This window comes from Pseudomonas sp. PS02288 (genome assembly GCF_029959715.1).
In the GTDB taxonomy this organism is placed as follows: domain Bacteria; phylum Pseudomonadota; class Gammaproteobacteria; order Pseudomonadales; family Pseudomonadaceae; genus Pseudomonas_O; species Pseudomonas_O kuykendallii.
In genome coordinates, this window is record NZ_JASCPA010000003.1 from 80480 (window position 1) to 96816 (window position 16337).

At 67.3% G+C, this 16337-nt stretch carries 12 protein-coding genes; all 12 read right to left on the reverse strand.

The features are described 5' to 3' along the window. Positions 1-25: 25 nt before the first annotated feature. The 12 genes from QMX85_RS02765 to QMX85_RS02820 all read right to left on the reverse strand — a co-directional run bounded on the left by QMX85_RS02765 (position 26) and on the right by QMX85_RS02820 (position 16315). On the reverse strand, positions 26-2821 hold the full coding sequence (locus tag QMX85_RS02765; protein ID WP_282338667.1) for a hybrid sensor histidine kinase/response regulator: 2796 nt from the start codon (positions 2819-2821) through the stop codon (positions 26-28). A 103-nt stretch (positions 2822-2924) separates the two neighbouring features. Then, positions 2925-4217, reverse strand: a complete 1293-nt coding sequence (gene purD / locus QMX85_RS02770; protein WP_282338669.1) for a phosphoribosylamine--glycine ligase — start codon at positions 4215-4217, stop codon at positions 2925-2927. Positions 4218-4446: 229 nt separating this feature from the next. Next, positions 4447-6054: a bifunctional phosphoribosylaminoimidazolecarboxamide formyltransferase/IMP cyclohydrolase gene (purH, locus tag QMX85_RS02775; protein ID WP_282338670.1), complete on the reverse strand. Its 1608-nt coding sequence runs from the start codon at positions 6052-6054 to the stop codon at positions 4447-4449. Positions 6055-6125: 71 nt separating this feature from the next. Next, on the reverse strand, positions 6126-6461 hold the full coding sequence (gene fis / locus QMX85_RS02780) for a DNA-binding transcriptional regulator Fis (RefSeq protein ID WP_090223900.1): 336 nt from the start codon (positions 6459-6461) through the stop codon (positions 6126-6128). Further along, entirely contained in the window at positions 6458-7456 is a 999-nt protein-coding gene (gene dusB / locus QMX85_RS02785; RefSeq protein WP_282338671.1) for a tRNA dihydrouridine synthase DusB, read from the reverse strand. Before dusB ends, fis begins: the two co-directional genes overlap by 4 nt. 156 nt (positions 7457-7612) lie before the next feature. After that, positions 7613-8923, reverse strand: coding sequence for a DUF3426 domain-containing protein (locus QMX85_RS02790; protein ID WP_282338672.1), 1311 nt, complete (start codon positions 8921-8923; stop codon positions 7613-7615). A 101-nt stretch (positions 8924-9024) separates the two neighbouring features. Next, positions 9025-9903, reverse strand: a complete 879-nt coding sequence (prmA, locus tag QMX85_RS02795) for a 50S ribosomal protein L11 methyltransferase (protein WP_282338674.1) — start codon at positions 9901-9903, stop codon at positions 9025-9027. A 141-nt stretch (positions 9904-10044) separates the two neighbouring features. After that, complete coding sequence (accC, locus tag QMX85_RS02800; RefSeq protein WP_282338675.1) at positions 10045-11409, reverse strand: acetyl-CoA carboxylase biotin carboxylase subunit; 1365 nt, start codon at positions 11407-11409, stop codon at positions 10045-10047. Positions 11410-11426: 17 nt separating this feature from the next. Next, on the reverse strand, positions 11427-11885 hold the full coding sequence (gene accB, locus QMX85_RS02805) for an acetyl-CoA carboxylase biotin carboxyl carrier protein (protein ID WP_282338676.1): 459 nt from the start codon (positions 11883-11885) through the stop codon (positions 11427-11429). A gap of 23 nt (positions 11886-11908) precedes the next feature. Continuing rightward, positions 11909-12352, reverse strand: coding sequence for a type II 3-dehydroquinate dehydratase (gene aroQ / locus QMX85_RS02810; protein WP_282338677.1), 444 nt, complete (start codon positions 12350-12352; stop codon positions 11909-11911). Positions 12353-12475: 123 nt separating this feature from the next. Beyond that, positions 12476-14242 (reverse strand): protein-disulfide reductase DsbD, encoded by a 1767-nt coding sequence (locus QMX85_RS02815; RefSeq protein WP_282338678.1) that lies wholly within the window; start codon positions 14240-14242, stop codon positions 12476-12478. 108 nt (positions 14243-14350) lie between these two features. Then, positions 14351-16315 carry a methyl-accepting chemotaxis protein gene (locus QMX85_RS02820; protein WP_282338679.1) on the reverse strand — a complete coding sequence of 655 codons (1965 nt, stop codon included), beginning with the start codon at positions 16313-16315 and terminating at the stop codon, positions 14351-14353. Between the last annotated feature and the right edge of the window lie 22 nt (positions 16316-16337).

The window sequence follows — 16337 nt, forward strand, 5'->3', positions numbered from 1 at the left end:
AGGCGGGGTTGGCGGCGCGGAACGCTTACTCGATCAGCGCGCTGCCTTCGGCATGGCTGCTCTGCCTGGCGCCGACCCATTGCTGGATCATCTCGCGCAGTTGCGACAGCTCCACCGGCTTGGCCATGTGGCCGTCCATGCCGACCTTGCGCGCGCGTTCCTTGTGCTCGACCAGGATGTGCGCGGTGAGGGCGACGATCGGCGTGCGCCGGCGGCCCTCGCGGGTCTCCCATTCACGCAGCTGCTCGGTGGCGGAGAAGCCGTCGAGGACCGGCATCTCGCAGTCCATCAGCACCAGGTCGTAGTGCCGGGTCTTCATCGCGCTGAGCGCTTCCTCGCCGTTGCTGGCGGTGTCCGGCTCCAGGTTGAGCTTGTTCAGCATGCCGCGGATGACCTTGGTGGAAATGCTGTTGTCTTCCGCGACGAGGATGCGGAAGTCGCTCGGCACGTCCAGCGCCGGCACGTCAGGCGCCTCGCTCGTGGCCGCGCTCTTGCCGCGTTGCGCGAGTTCGTCGGCGAGGGTGGTCTTCAGCGCATAGCCGGCGACCGGCTTGGCGAGGATGCGTTTGATCCCGGCGTTGCGCGCGATGATCTTGCTCGGCGCGTTGCTGATGCCGGTGAGCATGATCAGCAGGATGTCGTGGTTGAGGCTGGGGTCTTCCTTGATCTTGGTCGCCAGTTGCAGGCCGGTCATTCCAGGCATGTCCTGATCGAGCAGGACGACATCGAAGTAGTCGCGCAGGTGCGCCTTGGTGCGCAGCAGCGCCAGCGCTTCCTTGCCCGAGGCCACCGCGCTGACCTGCAGGCCCCACACGGTGCATTGCTGCATCAGCACCTTGCGGCAGGTGTCGTTGTCGTCGACCACCAGCAGGCGTGCACCGAGCAGCGGGCTTTCCAGATCGGCGGGCGGCTGCTCCAGGCGCTCGGGATCGAGCGGCAGCGTCAGCCACAGGGTGTTGCCCTGCTGGCCGCCGCTCTGCACGCCGAACTCGCCCTGCATCAGGCGCACCAGCTGGCGCGAAATGATCAGCCCGAGGCGCCCGCCGACGCGGGTCGCGGCCAGGAAGTCGCGGCTGTGCAGTTCCGCGTTGAGCAATGCCTCGCGATCTTCGCTCTGCAGCGGCCGGCCGCTATCCTGCACGGCGATGCGCAGGCGGGTCTGCTCGCCGCTGGTGTCGAGCGCGACGACGAGAAGGATTTCGCCCTCGTCGGTCTGTTTGAAGGCGTTGTCCAGCAGGCTCAGCAGGGTCTGGCGCAGGCGCGTCGGGTCGCCGCTGATCACCCTCGGCACCTGCGGCTGGATGAAGCTGATCAGCTCGACCTGCTGCTGCTCGGCCTTGGCGCGGAAGATGTCAAGGCAATCGTCGAGCAGGGCGTTGAGGTCGAATTGCACGTCGTCCAGTTCGATCTGCCCGGACTCCAGGCGCGAGATGTCGAGAATCTCGTTGATCAGGCCGAGCAGCTCGTTGCCGGCGCTGTGGATGGTCTGCACGTAGTCGCGCTGCTTGGCCGACAGCGGGGTGCCGAGCAGCAGTTCGGTCATGCCCAGCACGCCATTCATCGGTGTGCGGATCTCGTGGCTGATCTTCGCCAGGAACTCGGCCTTGGCGCGCAGCTCGGCGCCGCTCACCGCCAGCGCGGTGTGCTCGGTCAGGCGGTCGGCCCTCAACTGGCGCTGGCGATCGCTGAGCGACAGGCTGAGCAGAAGGCCGCAGAACGCAGCGCTGCCGAACAGGATGATTTCCAGCCAGCCGGGGCTCATCTGCACGAAGCCGAAGAGCATCGGCGTCAGCACCAGGAACACCAGGGTGAAGGTCCCGGCAGCCAGCACCACCAGCCGCGCCGGGCGATAGCCACGGCGCAGGTGATAGGCGGCGGTGATCAGCGCGCAGGCGGCGGCGAGCAGGATAAGCAGGTTGATCAGGCCGCTGTACCACAGCTCGCGGGTCAGCAGGATCACCGCGGCGACGCCGCTGATGACGATGATCCCGGCCATCGGCAGCCAGTTCAGGCCCTCGCCGACACGGGTATTGCGGAAGAACGAATGGATGAAGCCGAGCAGGCAGATGGCGGCGGCCAGCGTCGCCATGTCCGCGCAGAGCGCCAGGCTGTAGCCGCTGCCGGTTTTCGGCAGCCAGTAGCCGAGCACGCCGAACTCGGCCAGCGCATTGAGCAGCAGCAAGGCATGGAAGCCGCTGAGCCAGAGGTTGCCGAAGCCGCGGTTGTTGGCCAGGCGGAAAAGGTTGTAGAGCATCAGCAGGCCGAGCGCGCCGAACAGCGTGCCGAACAGGTAGGCGGGGCGTTCCAGGTCGACCACGCCGCTGCTGTCGAGGGTCTTCAGCCACACCATCAGCGGGTGGCTGGAGGTCATGCGGATATAGGTTTCGCGCATGCTGCCGTCATTCGGCAGGACGAACAGGTAGCTGTTAGACGAGAGCGTGCTGGCCGCCGTCGGCATGGATTCGCCGGTGTGCTCGTGGCGCTCCAGCTGGCCGTCGCGCAGGCGATAGAAGTCGAGGTACTTGACCCGCGGGGCGTACAGCCAGAGCCAGTGGACGTCGGTCAGCGCGGGGGTTTCGATGCGCAGCCAGATGGCGCGCTCGCCGGCGGGCATGCTGAAGGATTCCCGGCCCAGCGACTCGAACTGACTGCGCTGGGCGATGACTTCCTCGAGCTTGAGCTGCTCCGAATCATCGATCAGGATCTGCCAGTCCGACGCCAGCGCCGCTGCCGGGGTTTCCACCACCTGCGCCGACACCGTACCGGCATACCAGGGCAGCAGGCTGCAGATGAAGGCGATGGCGATCCAGAGCCGCGTCACGGTCGAGGTCCTTTCAGATATTGCCGCGATTATAGTCAGGTAGTTGACCACGCCACTACGAAAAAGGCGGCCACCGGGCCGCCTTTTTCGTAGCAGATCGCTGCTATTCGTCGGCCTGTTCGCGTGCGATGGCACGGTAGCCGATGTCGCTGCGGTAGAAGCAGCCGTTCCAGCTGATCTGCTTCGCCAGGCGATAGGCCTGCTGCTGGGCATCCGCCACGCTGTGCCCGATCGCCGTGGCGCAGAGCACGCGGCCACCGGCGGTGACCACCTCGCCCGCGGCGTTCAGCGCGGTTCCGGCGTGGAAGACCTTGCCCTCCAGCGCGGCCGCGGCATCCAGGCCCTCTATCACGTCGCCCTTGGCGTAGTCGCCTGGGTAGCCGCCGGCGGCGAGCACCACGCCGACCGTCGGGCGTGGGTCCCACTGCGCTTCGACCTTGTCCAGCGCCCTGGCCAGCGCGGCCTCGACCAGCAGCACCAGGGAGCTTTCCAGGCGCACCATGATCGGCTGGGTTTCCGGGTCGCCGAAGCGGCAGTTGAACTCGATGACCTTGGGCTGACCGGCTTTGTCGATCATCAGCCCTGCATAAAGAAAGCCGGTGTAGACGTTGCCTTCCTCGGCCATGCCGCGCACGGTCGGGTAGATCACCTCGTCCATGACCCGCTTGTGCACCTCGGCGGTGACCACCGGGGCCGGCGAGTAGGCGCCCATGCCGCCGGTGTTCGGGCCGCTGTCGCCGTCGCCGACGCGCTTGTGGTCCTGGCTGGTGGCCATCGGCAGCACGTTCTTGCCGTCGACCATGACGATGAAGCTGGCTTCCTCGCCATCGAGGAACTCCTCGATCACCACCCGCGAACCGGCCTCGCCGAAGGCGTTGCCGGCGAGCATGTCGCGCACCGCATCCTCGGCTTCGCTCAGGGTCATGGCGACGATCACGCCCTTGCCGGCGGCCAGGCCGTCGGCCTTGATCACGATCGGCGCACCCTTCTCGCGCAGGTAGGCCAGTGCCGGTTCGACTTCGGTGAAGTTCTGGTAGTCGGCGGTGGGAATCCGGTGGCGGGCGAGGAAGTCCTTGGTGAAGGCCTTCGAGCCCTCCAGTTGCGCGGCGCCAGCGGTGGGGCCGAAGCAGTCCAGGCCGCGGGCGCGGAACAGGTCGACCACGCCCTTCACCAGCGGCGCTTCCGGGCCGACGATGGTCAGTTGCACGTTCTTCTCGGCGAAGTCGGCCAGTTGCTCAAGGGCCAGCACGTCGATGGGCACGTTCTCGCACTTGGCCTCGGTGGCGGTGCCGGCGTTGCCTGGGGCGACGAAGACCTTCTGGATGCGCGGGTCTTGGGCGACCTTCCAGGCCAGCGCATGTTCGCGCCCGCCGCTGCCGATGATCAGTACGTTCATGGGGTTCCCCTTCAGGAGGCGGGCCTGCGGCCCGTTCGGTGGATAAACAGAGCGTTATCCACCCTACGAAAATCGTGCTTCTAGCATTTTGCGTTTTATCGGGCCGTGATGGGGCGTTTGGCTGCTAGGCGGAGGTCGGTTCGACGAGCGCAGTTGCCGCCTGGCAATGAGCATCGGCGAATCGGACTCCAACAACGCAGACGAGCGCTTCAGCGCGGCCGTGCCACGGTCAGTGACGGAAGTGGCGCATGCCGGTAAACACCATCGCGATGCCGGCTTCATCAGCGGCGGCAATCACCTCGTTGTCGCGCATCGAACCGCCCGGCTGGATCACCGCGGTGATGCCATTGGCGGCGGCGTTGTCCAGGCCGTCGCGGAACGGGAAGAAGGCGTCCGAGGCCATCACCGAGCCGGCGACCTGCAGGCCGGCGTGCTCGGCCTTGATCGCGGCGATGCGCGCGGAGTTGACGCGGCTCATCTGCCCGGCGCCGACGCCGATGGTCTGGCGGTTACGCGCGTAGACGATGGCGTTGGACTTGACGAACTTGGCCACTTTCCAGGCGAACACCAGGTCGTGGACTTCCTGTTCGGTGGGCGCGCGCCGGGTCACCACCTTGAGGTCGTCGGCGGTGATCATGCCGATGTCGCGGCTCTGCACCAGCAGGCCGCCGTTGACGCGCTTGAAGTCCCAGCCGGCGCTGCGTTCGGCCGGCCACTCGCCGCACTCGAGCAGGCGCACGTTGGCCTTGGCGGCGACCACTTCGCGGGCGGCGGCGCTGATCTTCGGCGCGATGATCACTTCGACGAACTGGCGCTCGACGATGGCTTTCGCGGTCTCGCCGTCCAGCTCGCGGTTGAAGGCGATGATGCCGCCGAAGGCCGACTCGCTGTCGGTGGCATAGGCCAGCTCGTAGGCTTGGCGGATGCCGCCTTCGCTGTCCAGGGCCACGGCGACGCCGCAAGGGTTGGCGTGCTTGACGATCACGCAGGCCGGCTTGACGAAGCTCTTCACGCATTCCAGCGCGGCATCGGTGTCGGCGACGTTGTTGTACGACAGCTCCTTGCCCTGCAACTGCACGGCGCTGGCGATGCTGGCCTCGCCCTTCTTCGCCTCGACGTAGAACGCCGCCTGCTGATGCGGGTTCTCGCCGTAGCGCATTTCCTGCGCCTTGACGAACTGGCTGTTGAAGGTGCGCGGGAACGCGCCACGGCCTTCGGTGGATAGGGTGGCTGCCGCCTGGTCTATGGTGCCCAGGTAGTTGGCGATCATGCCGTCGTAGGCGGCAGTGTGCTCGAAGGCCTTGAGCGCCAGGTCGAAGCGCTGGGCGTAGGTCAGGCCGCCGGTTTTCAGCGCCTCGACGATGCCGGCGTAGTCGCCGACGTTGACCACGATGGCGACGTCCTTGTGGTTCTTCGCCGCGCTGCGGACCATGGTCGGGCCGCCGATATCGATGTTCTCGATGGCATCGGCGAGGTTGCAGTCGGGCTTGGCGACGGTGGCCTCGAAGGGGTACAGGTTGACCGCGACCAGGTCGATCGGCTTGATGCCGTGCTCGTCCATCACCGCGCCGTCGAGGGCCCGGCGGCCGAGGATGCCGCCGTGGATCTTCGGATGCAGGGTCTTCACCCGTCCGTCCATCATTTCCGGGAAGCCCGTGTAGTCGGCGACTTCCACCGCGGCCACGCCGTTGTCCCTGAGCAGCTTGTAGGTGCCGCCGGTGGAGAGGATTTCCACCCCCTGGGCGACGAGCTCGCGCGCGAATTCGAGGATGCCGGTCTTGTCCGAAACGCTGATCAGCGCGCGGCGAACGGGAAGGCGGGTGGTCTGGTCGGTCATGTCGATGTCCATGAGGGCAGATGAATCAGCAAAAAGGGCGGCTCGCGGGCCGCCCTTTTTCGAATGCGTGCTTACAGCAGGTCGTACTGCTTGAGCTTCTTGCGCAGGGTGCCGCGGTTCAGGCCGAGCAGCTCGGAGGCCTTGGTCTGGTTGCCCTTGACGTAGTTCATCACAGTTTCCAGCAAGGGCGCTTCGACTTCGGAGAGCACCAGGTTGTAGACGTCGGTGACGGACGCGCCTTCGAGATGGGCGAAGTAGTTGCGCAGCGCCTTCTCAACGTTGCCGCGCAGGGTCTGGCCCTCTTCGCTCGGCGTGTTGAGGTGCTGCTTGAGGTTAAGGTTGTCGCTCACGGGTGTTGCCCCATCAAATGTCGATCCATCAAAAACCAGCTCAGCCATCGTCGTCATGCCGCCAACCCCTCTCCATCATTGTGCCGTTCGGCGAAGAACTGCCGAACGGTGGCGTACTGCGCGTCCGTCGTCTCCAGACGATTGAACCCGACGCGGAACTCCCGGGCACCGGGGAGCGTGGCCAGGTACCAGCCCACGTGCTTGCGTGCGATGCGCACGCCCATCACCTCGCCGTAGAAGACATGCAGTGCCGCCAGGTGCTCTAGCAGAATGCATTCCACTTCGCTCAGGGTCGGCGCCGCCAGCAGCTCCCCGGTCGCCAGGTAATGGGCGATCTCGCGGAATATCCACGGCCGGCCCTGGGCGGCGCGGCCGATCAGCAGCGCATCGGCACCGGTGGCGTCGAGTACCGCGCGGGCCTTGTGTGGCGAATCGATGTCGCCATTGGCGAACAGCGGAATCGAGATCGCCTGCTTGATCGCGGCGATAGTCTCGTATTCGGCCTCGCCGGTGTACAGATCGGCGCGCGTGCGGCCATGCACGGCCAGCGCGGCGATCCCGGATTGTTCGGCGATCTTCGCCACCGTAATCCCGTTCCTGTTCTCTCGATCCCAGCCGGTGCGGATCTTCAGCGTCACCGGCACGTCGACCGCGGCGACCACCGCCTCGAGGATCTCCGCCACCAGCAGTTCGTCCTTCATCAGCGCCGAACCGGCGGCCTTGTTGCAGACCTTCTTCGCCGGGCAGCCCATGTTGATGTCGATGATCTGCGCGCCGAGCTCGACATTGGCCCGCGCCGCCGCGGCGAGCATCTGCGCATCGCCGCCGGCGATCTGCACCGAGCGTGGCTCCGGGTCGCCGACGTGCGGCAGGCGCAGGCTCGACTTGCGGGTGTTCCAAAGGCGCACATCGCTGGTCACCATTTCCGACACCACCAGCCCGGCACCGAGTTGGCGGCAGAGCTGGCGAAACGGACGATCGGTGACGCCGGCCATGGGCGCCAGGATCACGGGGTTGGGCAATGTGTAAGGGCCGATGCGTACCGCCGACATAGGTCTTCCCTGTAATGGGGCCTGCTTTTAGTTGATCGGGGCAGTTCGAAAAAGGGTGGGCATGATACCCGCTAGCGGTGACCGGATAAAGATCGATTTGCACAAATTCTGAACAGTCGTCGACTTATCGCCAGCGGTTAGATGAGCCGTTTTCGTTCACTCGGGCGAGTGGAAACTCAGGCTGTAATTCACCGCCTTGGCGCCCGGATCGAGGATGTCCAGGGAAATGTGGATCGGCGTCTGCGGGGGCATTTCGCTCTGCCCGGCGAGTTCGCCGGCGAGGTACTCGCTGGGCTTGAAGCGACGACTGGCGAGCAGTTGCCCGTTGAGGTCGGCGAAGCGCAGTTCCAGCAGCGGAAACGGCTGCGAAAAGGGCGCGCGGTTGTAGAGGATAGCGTCCACCACCAGCGCGCCGGTGAATTCCGGGTGGCTGCGTACCACCAGGTTGCTGCTCTTGATCAGGGCGATGTCGACCTTCGACGGCAGCGTGCAGCCCAGCGTCGGGCACAGCTGCTCGAACCAGGGGCGATATTCGTCGCGCCGGGCCAGCTCGTCGTAGTGATACCAGAGGTACTGGCCGGCCAGCGCGGCGAGCGCCAGCAGGTTGAGCAGCAGCCAGCCGAAGATCCGGCCCCAGCGCCTGCGCGGCGCCTGCCATTCCAGCTGCAGCGGCTCGTCCTCGAGGTCGAGCAGCGCCGTGCTGCGCAACGCCGGTTCGCTGCGTGCGGGCTTGTGTCGCGCGTTCGGCTGAGCTTCGTCATCGTCATCGTCGCGCCGCGGGTCGACCAGCAGCAGCGCGGTGACCGGCAGGTCATCGCGTTCGGCGGACAGGCGGAAGTCCGGCTCGTCCTTGTCGTCGCGCGCGTCGTCCGGCTCTTCCGGCAGGTGCAGGGAAAGCGTCGGTTCGCTGCGGGCCGGCGGCAGCACGGGGTCGTGCAGCGGCGCGTGCTCGATCGCGGTGAGCGGCTCGGGCGCCGGCAGTTCGGGCGGCGGCTCCGGTGGTTCCGGTTCCGGTTCCGGCGCGGCATCGATGAGCAGCTTCTGCGCCCAGGCTTCCTCGTCGGACTCGCGCGGATCGATCGCGGACAGGCCTTCGCTCGGCTCGACGGGTTCGGCGCGCGTGCGAAAACGCTCGGAAATCAGGCGCTCCTGCAGTTCGAGCTTGGCCAGTTCCTCATCGAGATCGAGGCTGTCCAGGTCGAGGTCGTCGTGAATCCACAGGGTATCGCCCGGGTTCTTGCCCGGCGGCGGCAGCTGTGGTCGCACCGCCGGCCTGGCCGTCTCGCTGACCGGTGCGGGAGGTGCCATCGGCCGTGTTTCGCCGGCGTCCCGCAACTGCTGCGCCGCGTTGAACACCTGCATGCAGGCGCCACAACGCACCGCGCCCTGGGCGATGCCCAGCTGGCTGCGTTTGACGCGGAAACGGGTGCTGCAATGCGGGCATTGCGTGACGAAACTGTCGGTCATGCGGCTATCCGGTGGCCACTGTTCCCGCCAGTGGGCGGGTGGCGAAACGAGGCGCGCAGTCTACCGCAAGCGCCGGGCGCTGCGGCAGAGGGGCGCGAGACCTATCGACGGGTGCCGCTGATGCGCACCCAGCCGTCCTTGACGGCGGTCGGCTCCAGGTCGAAATCGGCGGCGTAGGCGGCGCGGACGTCCTCGGCCTGTTCGGCGAGGATGCCGGACAGCGCCAGGCGCCCGCCGGGCTGCACCAGCGCGATGATCTGCGGCGCGAGGGTCACCAGCGGGCCGGCGAGGATGTTGGCGACCACCACTTCGGCGGGCTCGCGCGGCAGCGCTTCGGGCAGATACAGCGGCAGACGCTCGGCGGCGATGCCGTTGCGTCCGGCGTTGTCGCGCGAGGCTTCCAGCGCCTGCGGGTCGATGTCGGTGCCCACCGCGCGGCCGGCGCCGAGCAGCAGGGCGGCGATGGCGAGGATGCCCGAGCCGCAGCCGAAGTCGAGCACGCTGCGCCCGGCGAGGTCTTCGCCATCGAGCCATTCGAGGCACAGGGCGGTGGTCGGGTGGGTGCCGGTGCCGAAGGCCAGGCCCGGATCGAGCAGCAGGTTGACGGCGTCCGGCTCCGGCGCGGCGTGCCAGCTCGGCACGATCCACAGGCGACGGCCGAAGCGCATCGGCTGGAAGTTGTCCATCCAGCTACGCTCCCAGTCCTGGTCTTCGATGCGCTCGAAGTGATACTCCGGCAGCGCACCGCCGGTGAGCAGCATCAGTCGGCCGATCAGGTCGGCCTCGTCGGTGTCCGCCTCGAACAGCGCCAGCAAGTGTGTGTGCTTCCACAGCGGCGTGGTGCCCAGGTCCGGCTCGAAGATCGGCTGGTCCTCGGCGTCCATGAAGGTCACCGAGACCGCGCCGGCTTCGAGCAGGGCGTCTTCGTAGACCTCGGCCTGCTCGGGAGTGATGGCGAGGCGGGCTTGTAACCAGGGCATGGGAGTTTCCTTCGCGGTGGCGCGGGTGGTTGGGGCAAAAACGGCCGGGAGTCAGGGGGATCGCCGGAGCGGGCGAACCACAAAAAAAGAGGGAGCGGCCTGCGCCACTCCCTCCCGGTGCTACATGATACCGCGTGCGGCTCAGTGCTTATCCATACCCAGTTTCTTTTCAAGGTAGTGGATGTTCACGCCGCCCTTGCAGAAGTCGGGGTCGCGGGTCAGGTCGCGGTGCAGCGGCACGTTGGTCTTGATCCCGTCGACGACGATTTCGTCCAGGGCGTTGCGCATGCGCGCCATCGCCTCGTCACGGTCGCCCCCGTAGGTGATCAGCTTGCCGATCAGCGAATCGTAGTTCGGCGGAACCGAGTAGCCGCTGTACAGGTGCGAATCGACGCGCACGCCGTTGCCGCCCGGGGCATGGAAGTGCTTCACCTTGCCCGGGCTGGGCATGAAGGTGGCCGGGTCTTCGGCGTTGATCCGGCACTCCAGCGCGTGGCCGCGGATGACGATGTCGTCCTGGGTCAGCGACAGCTTGTTGCCGGCGGCGATGCTGAGCATCTCCTTGACGATGTCGACCCCGGTGACCATCTCCGACACCGGATGCTCCACCTGTACGCGGGTGTTCATCTCGATGAAGTAGAAGGCGCCGTTCTCGTAGAGGAACTCGAAGGTGCCGGCGCCGCGGTAGCCGATGTCGATGCACGCCTTGACACAGCGGGCGAAGACTTCCTGGCGCGCGGTTTCGTCGATGTCCGGAGCGGGCGCTTCCTCGATGACCTTCTGGTGGCGGCGCTGCAGCGAGCAGTCGCGGTCGCCGAGGTGGATCGCGTTGCCCTGGCCGTCGGAAAGCACCTGGACTTCCACGTGGCGCGGGTTGGTCAGGAACTTCTCGAGGTAGACCATCGGGTTGCCGAAGGCCGCGCCGGCTTCGGTACGGGTCAGCTTGGCCGACTGGATCAGGTCTTCCTCGTTGTGCACCACGCGCATACCGCGACCGCCGCCGCCGCCGGCGGCCTTGATGATCACCGGGTAGCCGACTTCACGGCCTATGCGCAGCGCGGTTTCCTCGTCCTCCGGCAGCGGGCCGTCGGAACCGGGAACGGTGGGCACGCCGGCCTTCTTCATCGCGTCCTTGGCCGAGACCTTGTCGCCCATCAGGCGAATGGTGTCGGCTTTCGGGCCGATGAAGGCGAAGCCGGAGCGTTCGACCTGTTCGGCGAAGTCGGCGTTTTCCGCGAGGAAGCCGTAGCCCGGGTGAATCGCCGTGGCGCCGGTGACTTCGGCGGCCGCGATGATCGCCGGGATGTGCAGGTAGGATTTGGCTGCCGGGGCCGCGCCGATGCAGACGGTTTCGTCGGCCAGCGACAGGTGCATCAGTTCCCGATCCGCGGTGGAGTAAACCGCCACGGTCTTGATGCCCAGTTCCTTGCAGGCACGAAGGATACGCAGGGCGATCTCGCCGCGGTTGGCGATCAGGACTTTTTCCAGCGTCGCAGCTTTCAACATCGAAGACTCCTGGCGGTTCAAACGATGGTGAACAGCGGCTGGTCGTATTCCACCGGCTGACCGTTTTCCACCAGGATGGATTCGATGACGCCGCTGGTTTCGGCCTCGATGTGGTTCATCATCTTCATCGCTTCGACGATGCAGAGGATCTGGCCTTTCTTCACCGCGGTGCCGACTTCGACGAAGTTGGCCGAGGTCGGCGAGGAGGCGCGGTAGAAGGTGCCGACCATCGGCGAGCCGACCACGGTGCCGTTCAGCTTGGCGGCGGCCGGAGCGGCGTCCGTTGCCGGTGCGGCAGGCGCGGCCACGGGGGCGGCGGCCGGTGCCGGAGCGGCGGCATACATCGGTTGAGCGAAAGCTTGTTGCTTGCTGTGGCGGCTGATGCGTACCGATTCTTCACCTTCGTGAATTTCCAGTTCGTCGATGCCGGATTCTTCCAGCAGCTCGATCAGCTTCTTGACTTTGCGAATATCCATCAGAAGGGCAACTCCCAGTAAGTTCAGGGTCGTTCAAGTTGTTCTAGAGCAGCTTCCAGGGCCAGCCGGTAACCGCTGGCACCCAGGCCGCAAATCACACCCACCGCCACGTCGGAAAAGTAGGAGTGATGCCGGAAAGGTTCGCGCTTGTGCACGTTCGACAAGTGCACTTCGATGAATGGGATGCTCACCGCCAGCAATGCGTCACGTAATGCGACGCTGGTGTGCGTGAACGCGGCCGGATTGATGATGATGAAGTCCACGCCCTCGCCGCGCGCGGCGTGGATTCGTTCGATCAGCTCGTACTCGGCATTGCTCTGCAGATGCAGCAGATGGTGCCTGCCTTCGCGGGCGCGACGGACCAGGTCCTCGTCGATCTGCGGCAGCGTCAGCGCGCCGTAGATGCCCGGCTCGCGCGTACCGAGCAGGTTCAGGTTGGGGCCGTGAAGCACCAGTAGGGTGGCCATGCAATTATCCTAGTTGTGCCTGCGGATGCCCGCGGACTATGCCGAAAGCCTAGAAGTCTGTCCAGAAACCGGCAAATGGCCGCACGATGTCGGGCGTTCGCCTGCGTTTTCCCTGAATGTCGCTCAGTGCGCCGTGCGGGCCTGGGAAACGCGCGCGGCGAACGCCTCGGCGTCGATCTCGCCGACCACCCGCAGCGCGGCCGATTCCGCGCCTTTTGCGTCGAAGAACAGGATCGCCGGCGGGCCGAACAGCTGGTAGCGATCCAGCAGCGCGCGTTGCTCCGGCGTGCTGGCGGTCATGTCGAAGCGGATCAGGCGAAACCCGCCGAGCTGGGCGGTCACCGCCGGGGCGCTGAACACCTCTCGTTCGATCACCTTGCAGCTGATGCACCAGTCGGCGTACCAGTCGAGCAACAACGGCTGGCCGGCGGCTTTCGCGGCGGCCAGAGCGGCGTCCAGCTCGGCGGGGCTGCTCAGGGTCGTCCATTGGCCGGCGTCGGGTGCGGCGTTCACGCCGACCGCCAGCTGGCCGCGGCCCAGCGGGCGCAGCGGGTCGCTTTCGCCCTGCAGCGCGCCGACCCAGGCGCTCGCCGCGTAGACCAGCAGTGCCAGCCCGACGAGTTGCGCCAGGCGCTGGCGCTGGGTTTTCGGCACGAATTCGAGGGCGCCGAGCCACAGCGCCACGCCGGCGGCGAGCAGACCCCAGAGCGCCAGCGACAGCGCGCCGGGCAGCACGCGCTCGAGCATCCATACCGATACCGCCAGCAGCAGGACGCCGAAGGCATTGCGCACGCCGATCATCCAGTTGCCGGATTTCGGCAGCAGGCTGCCGCCGCCGACGGCGAACAGCACCAGCGGCGCACCCATGCCGACGCCGAGGGCGAACAGCTTCAGGCCGCCGCCCAGCGCGTCGCCACTGCTACTGATATAGAGCAGCGCGCCGGCCAGCGGCGCCGATACGCAGGGGCTGACCAACAGGCTGGAAAGCACGCCGAGCAGCGCCGCGCCCCACAGCGAGCCGCCGCGGGTGTCGTCGGCGAGGCGGTTCAGCGGTTCGCTGATCAGGCGCGGCAGGCGCAACTCGTAGACGCCGAACATGGCCAGGGCGAAGGCCGCGAAGAAGGCGGCGAACGGCACCAGCACGAAGGGCGACTGCAATCGCGCCTGCAGGTTGAGGCTGGCGCCGAACACGCCCATCAGCGCGCCGAGCACGGCGAAGCAGACGGCCATCGACAGCACGTAGGCCAGCGACAGGCTGAGGCTGCGCCAGCCGCCGATGCGCCCGCGCAGTACCACGCCGGAGAGGATCGGCAGCATCGGCAACACGCAGGGAGTGAAGGTCAGGCCGAGCCCGGCGAGGAAGAACAGCGCCAGTTCGCTCCATTTCCAGCCGCTTGCGGCGGGCGTGATCGCAGTGCTGGCGGCCGGGGCATCGCCGAAGGTGAAGCGCTGGGTTTCCGGCGGATAGCAGAGGCCCTTGTCGGCGCAGCCCTGGTAGGTCACCAGCAGGGTGAAGGAGCGCTTGTCGGGGTTGTCGACCGGCAGGTCGATGTCCAGGCCCTCGTGGTACACCTCGACGTCGCCGAAGAACTCGTCGGTCTTGTGTTCGCCGGCCGGCAGTTGCGGCTGGCCGAGGGCGATGTCCGCCGGCTCGCTGCGGAAGGCGAAGCGATGGCGGTAGAGGTAGTAGCCGGGCGCGTTGGTGAAGCGCAGCTTGATGGTGCCGGCATCGCTGCCGATCAGGTCCAGGCGGAAGGCTTCGCGCACGGGCAGGAAGTCGCTGCTGTTGTTCAGCGGGGCGCCCAGTTCGGCGCTCGGACGCTTGTCGAAAAGCCCGGCGGCGGCCGGCAGGGCGATCAGCAACAGCAGGAGAGGCAGCAGGCGGCGCATGGCGGTCTCGCGAAATCGGAAGCGCGCATGATAGCCGAGGGGGCGGGCGTGTGCAGGGGGCAGGTCAAGCGCGGTGGGGGAACTCGCGGCGCGCAAGAGTCCTGGGCGTTACACGCGAAACGCCTGAACCGCGGTGTTCAGCTGGCTGCCGAGCGTCTGCAGGCGTTCGCCCTGGTTGCGGCCGGCGCCGATGCGTTCCAGGTTGCTGCCACCCAGGTGGTGGATGCGCTCGCTGTGATTGCGGATTTCGCTGACCGCGCCGCTCTGCTGCGCGGTGGCGTCGGCGATGCGTTCGGCCATACCGGCGATACCGCGAATCGAGGCGACCACCTGATCCAGTGCGCCATCGGCAGCGGCCGCCTGCTGCGCGGTGGTTTCGGCGTGTTCCACCTGCACGCGCATGGTGTCCACCGACTGCCGCGCGGCGCGCTGGAGGTTGCCGATCAGCTGCTGGATTTCCTCGGTGGCGCCGGCGGTGCGCTGGGCCAGCGAGCGTACTTCCTCGGCGACCACCGCGAAGCCGCGGCCCAGTTCGCCGGCGCGGGCGGCCTCGATGGCGGCGTTGAGCGCCAGCAGGTTGGTCTGCTCGGCGATGCCGCGGATCACCGTGAGCACCTTGCCGATGGTGGCGGTTTCCTCGGCCAGCCGTTCGATGGCCAGCGCATTGCCCTGCACTTCGCCGACCAGCCCGTGCATGCCGGCGAGGCTGTCGAGGATCACCCGCTGGCCCAGTTCCACCGCCTCGCCGGCGGCGCGGCTGGCCCCGGCGGCCTGGCTGGCGTCGACGGCGACGCGCTGGATGGTGGACTCCAGCTCCCCGAGCGCATCGCGGATCTGCGCGGTGTCGCCTACCTGGCGCTCGGCGCCGATGTGCAGGCCGCTGCTCAGTTCGGCCAGCGCGTGGCTGCTGCCGGCGACCTGCTGGGCGTGCTCGCGGATGGTGCCGACGAGGTTCACCAGGTAGCTGCGCAGGCGGTTCAGCGACTCCTCGATGTCGCGCAACTCGCGGGTCCGGGTGCGCAGCGCGATGGGTTCGCCGAAATCGCCGCCGGCCCAGGACGAGAGTGCCTCCACCAGGCGGCCGAGTGCGCGGGTCAGGTGGCGCTGGATGCGATCGACCACCAGCGCGATGAGCAGGATCAGGCCGATCATCAGGCCCTGGATCAGGCGTACCTCGAACTGGATGCGCGCGTGTTCGCCGCGCACCACCGGTTCGAGCGCGGCGAGGGCGTTCTGCAGGGCGAGGACCTTCTCCTGGGTTTCGGCGGCCAGTTCGCCACGGCGTTGGATCAGTGCGCGGGTGCGCCCGAGTTCTGCCGGATAGCGTTGCAGCAGGCCGGTGAGTTCGCGCTTGAGTGCGATGCCGCGGTCTTCCGCTGGCGCCTGGCCGGCCTCGGCGTCCAGCCCCATCAGCGCGGCGAAGCTCGAGCCGGCGGACTCCTCCTGCGCGGCGACACCGAGCAGCGGCAGCGCGTCGATGCGTTTCGCCTGGGCGCCGAGCGCGGCGAGTTCGCGCTCGACGTCTTCGGCCAGTTCCGCGCGCGAGCTGTCGACCAGGCGCCCGCGCGCATGGCTCAGGCGCAGCAGATGGTGCGACGCCTCGAACAGCGGCTCGGCGTAATCGTGGGCGGCGTCGGCATCGCTTTGCGCGGCATAGGCCGATAGCGCCTCCAGCGCGCCGCTCATCTCGCGCTCCGCCTGCAGTAGCAGGCCCTGCGGATCGCCGGCGAGCTTGCCGGCGGCGAGCAATTCGCCGGCGGCGAACTGGCGCAGTTCGTCGAGGCTGGGGCGCAGGCGCTCGGCGAAATCCTCGGGCAGCGCCCCCAGCGCGACGCTCAGGTCTTCCAGCGCGCCGCTGGCGTCGGCGTGGTGCAGCGCATCGCCGCTGGCGAGGTAGCGCTGCACGTTGTCGGCCACCCGCTCGCGAAACTCCCGGGACAGCGCCTGATAGCGTTCCATCAACTGATAGGGCCGTTCCAGCGCGCGCTGTGACCACCACAGCGTGGCGCCCAGCGCGAGGCAGGCGGTGATCAGCAGCAGGGTATTGATGGTGGTGAGCAGCTTCAGGCGCATCCGGACCTCGACACACGACGTG

Coding starts and splice junctions, on each gene's coding strand:
- purD (WP_282338669.1), bottom strand. CDS start 4,217: ATGAACGTACTGATCATCGGCAGCGGCGGGCGCGAACATGCGCTGGCC.
- purH (WP_282338670.1), bottom strand. CDS start 6,054: ATGACCGACCAGACCACCCGCCTTCCCGTTCGCCGCGCGCTGATCAGC.
- fis (WP_090223900.1), bottom strand. CDS start 6,461: ATGACGACGATGGCTGAGCTGGTTTTTGATGGATCGACATTTGATGGG.
- dusB (WP_282338671.1), bottom strand. CDS start 7,456: ATGTCGGCGGTACGCATCGGCCCTTACACATTGCCCAACCCCGTGATC.
- QMX85_RS02790 (WP_282338672.1), bottom strand. CDS start 8,923: ATGACCGACAGTTTCGTCACGCAATGCCCGCATTGCAGCACCCGTTTC.
- prmA (WP_282338674.1), bottom strand. CDS start 9,903: ATGCCCTGGTTACAAGCCCGCCTCGCCATCACTCCCGAGCAGGCCGAG.
- accC (WP_282338675.1), bottom strand. CDS start 11,409: ATGTTGAAAGCTGCGACGCTGGAAAAAGTCCTGATCGCCAACCGCGGC.
- accB (WP_282338676.1), bottom strand. CDS start 11,885: ATGGATATTCGCAAAGTCAAGAAGCTGATCGAGCTGCTGGAAGAATCC.
- aroQ (WP_282338677.1), bottom strand. CDS start 12,352: ATGGCCACCCTACTGGTGCTTCACGGCCCCAACCTGAACCTGCTCGGT.
- QMX85_RS02815 (WP_282338678.1), bottom strand. CDS start 14,242: ATGCGCCGCCTGCTGCCTCTCCTGCTGTTGCTGATCGCCCTGCCGGCC.
- QMX85_RS02820 (WP_282338679.1), bottom strand. CDS start 16,315: ATGCGCCTGAAGCTGCTCACCACCATCAATACCCTGCTGCTGATCACC.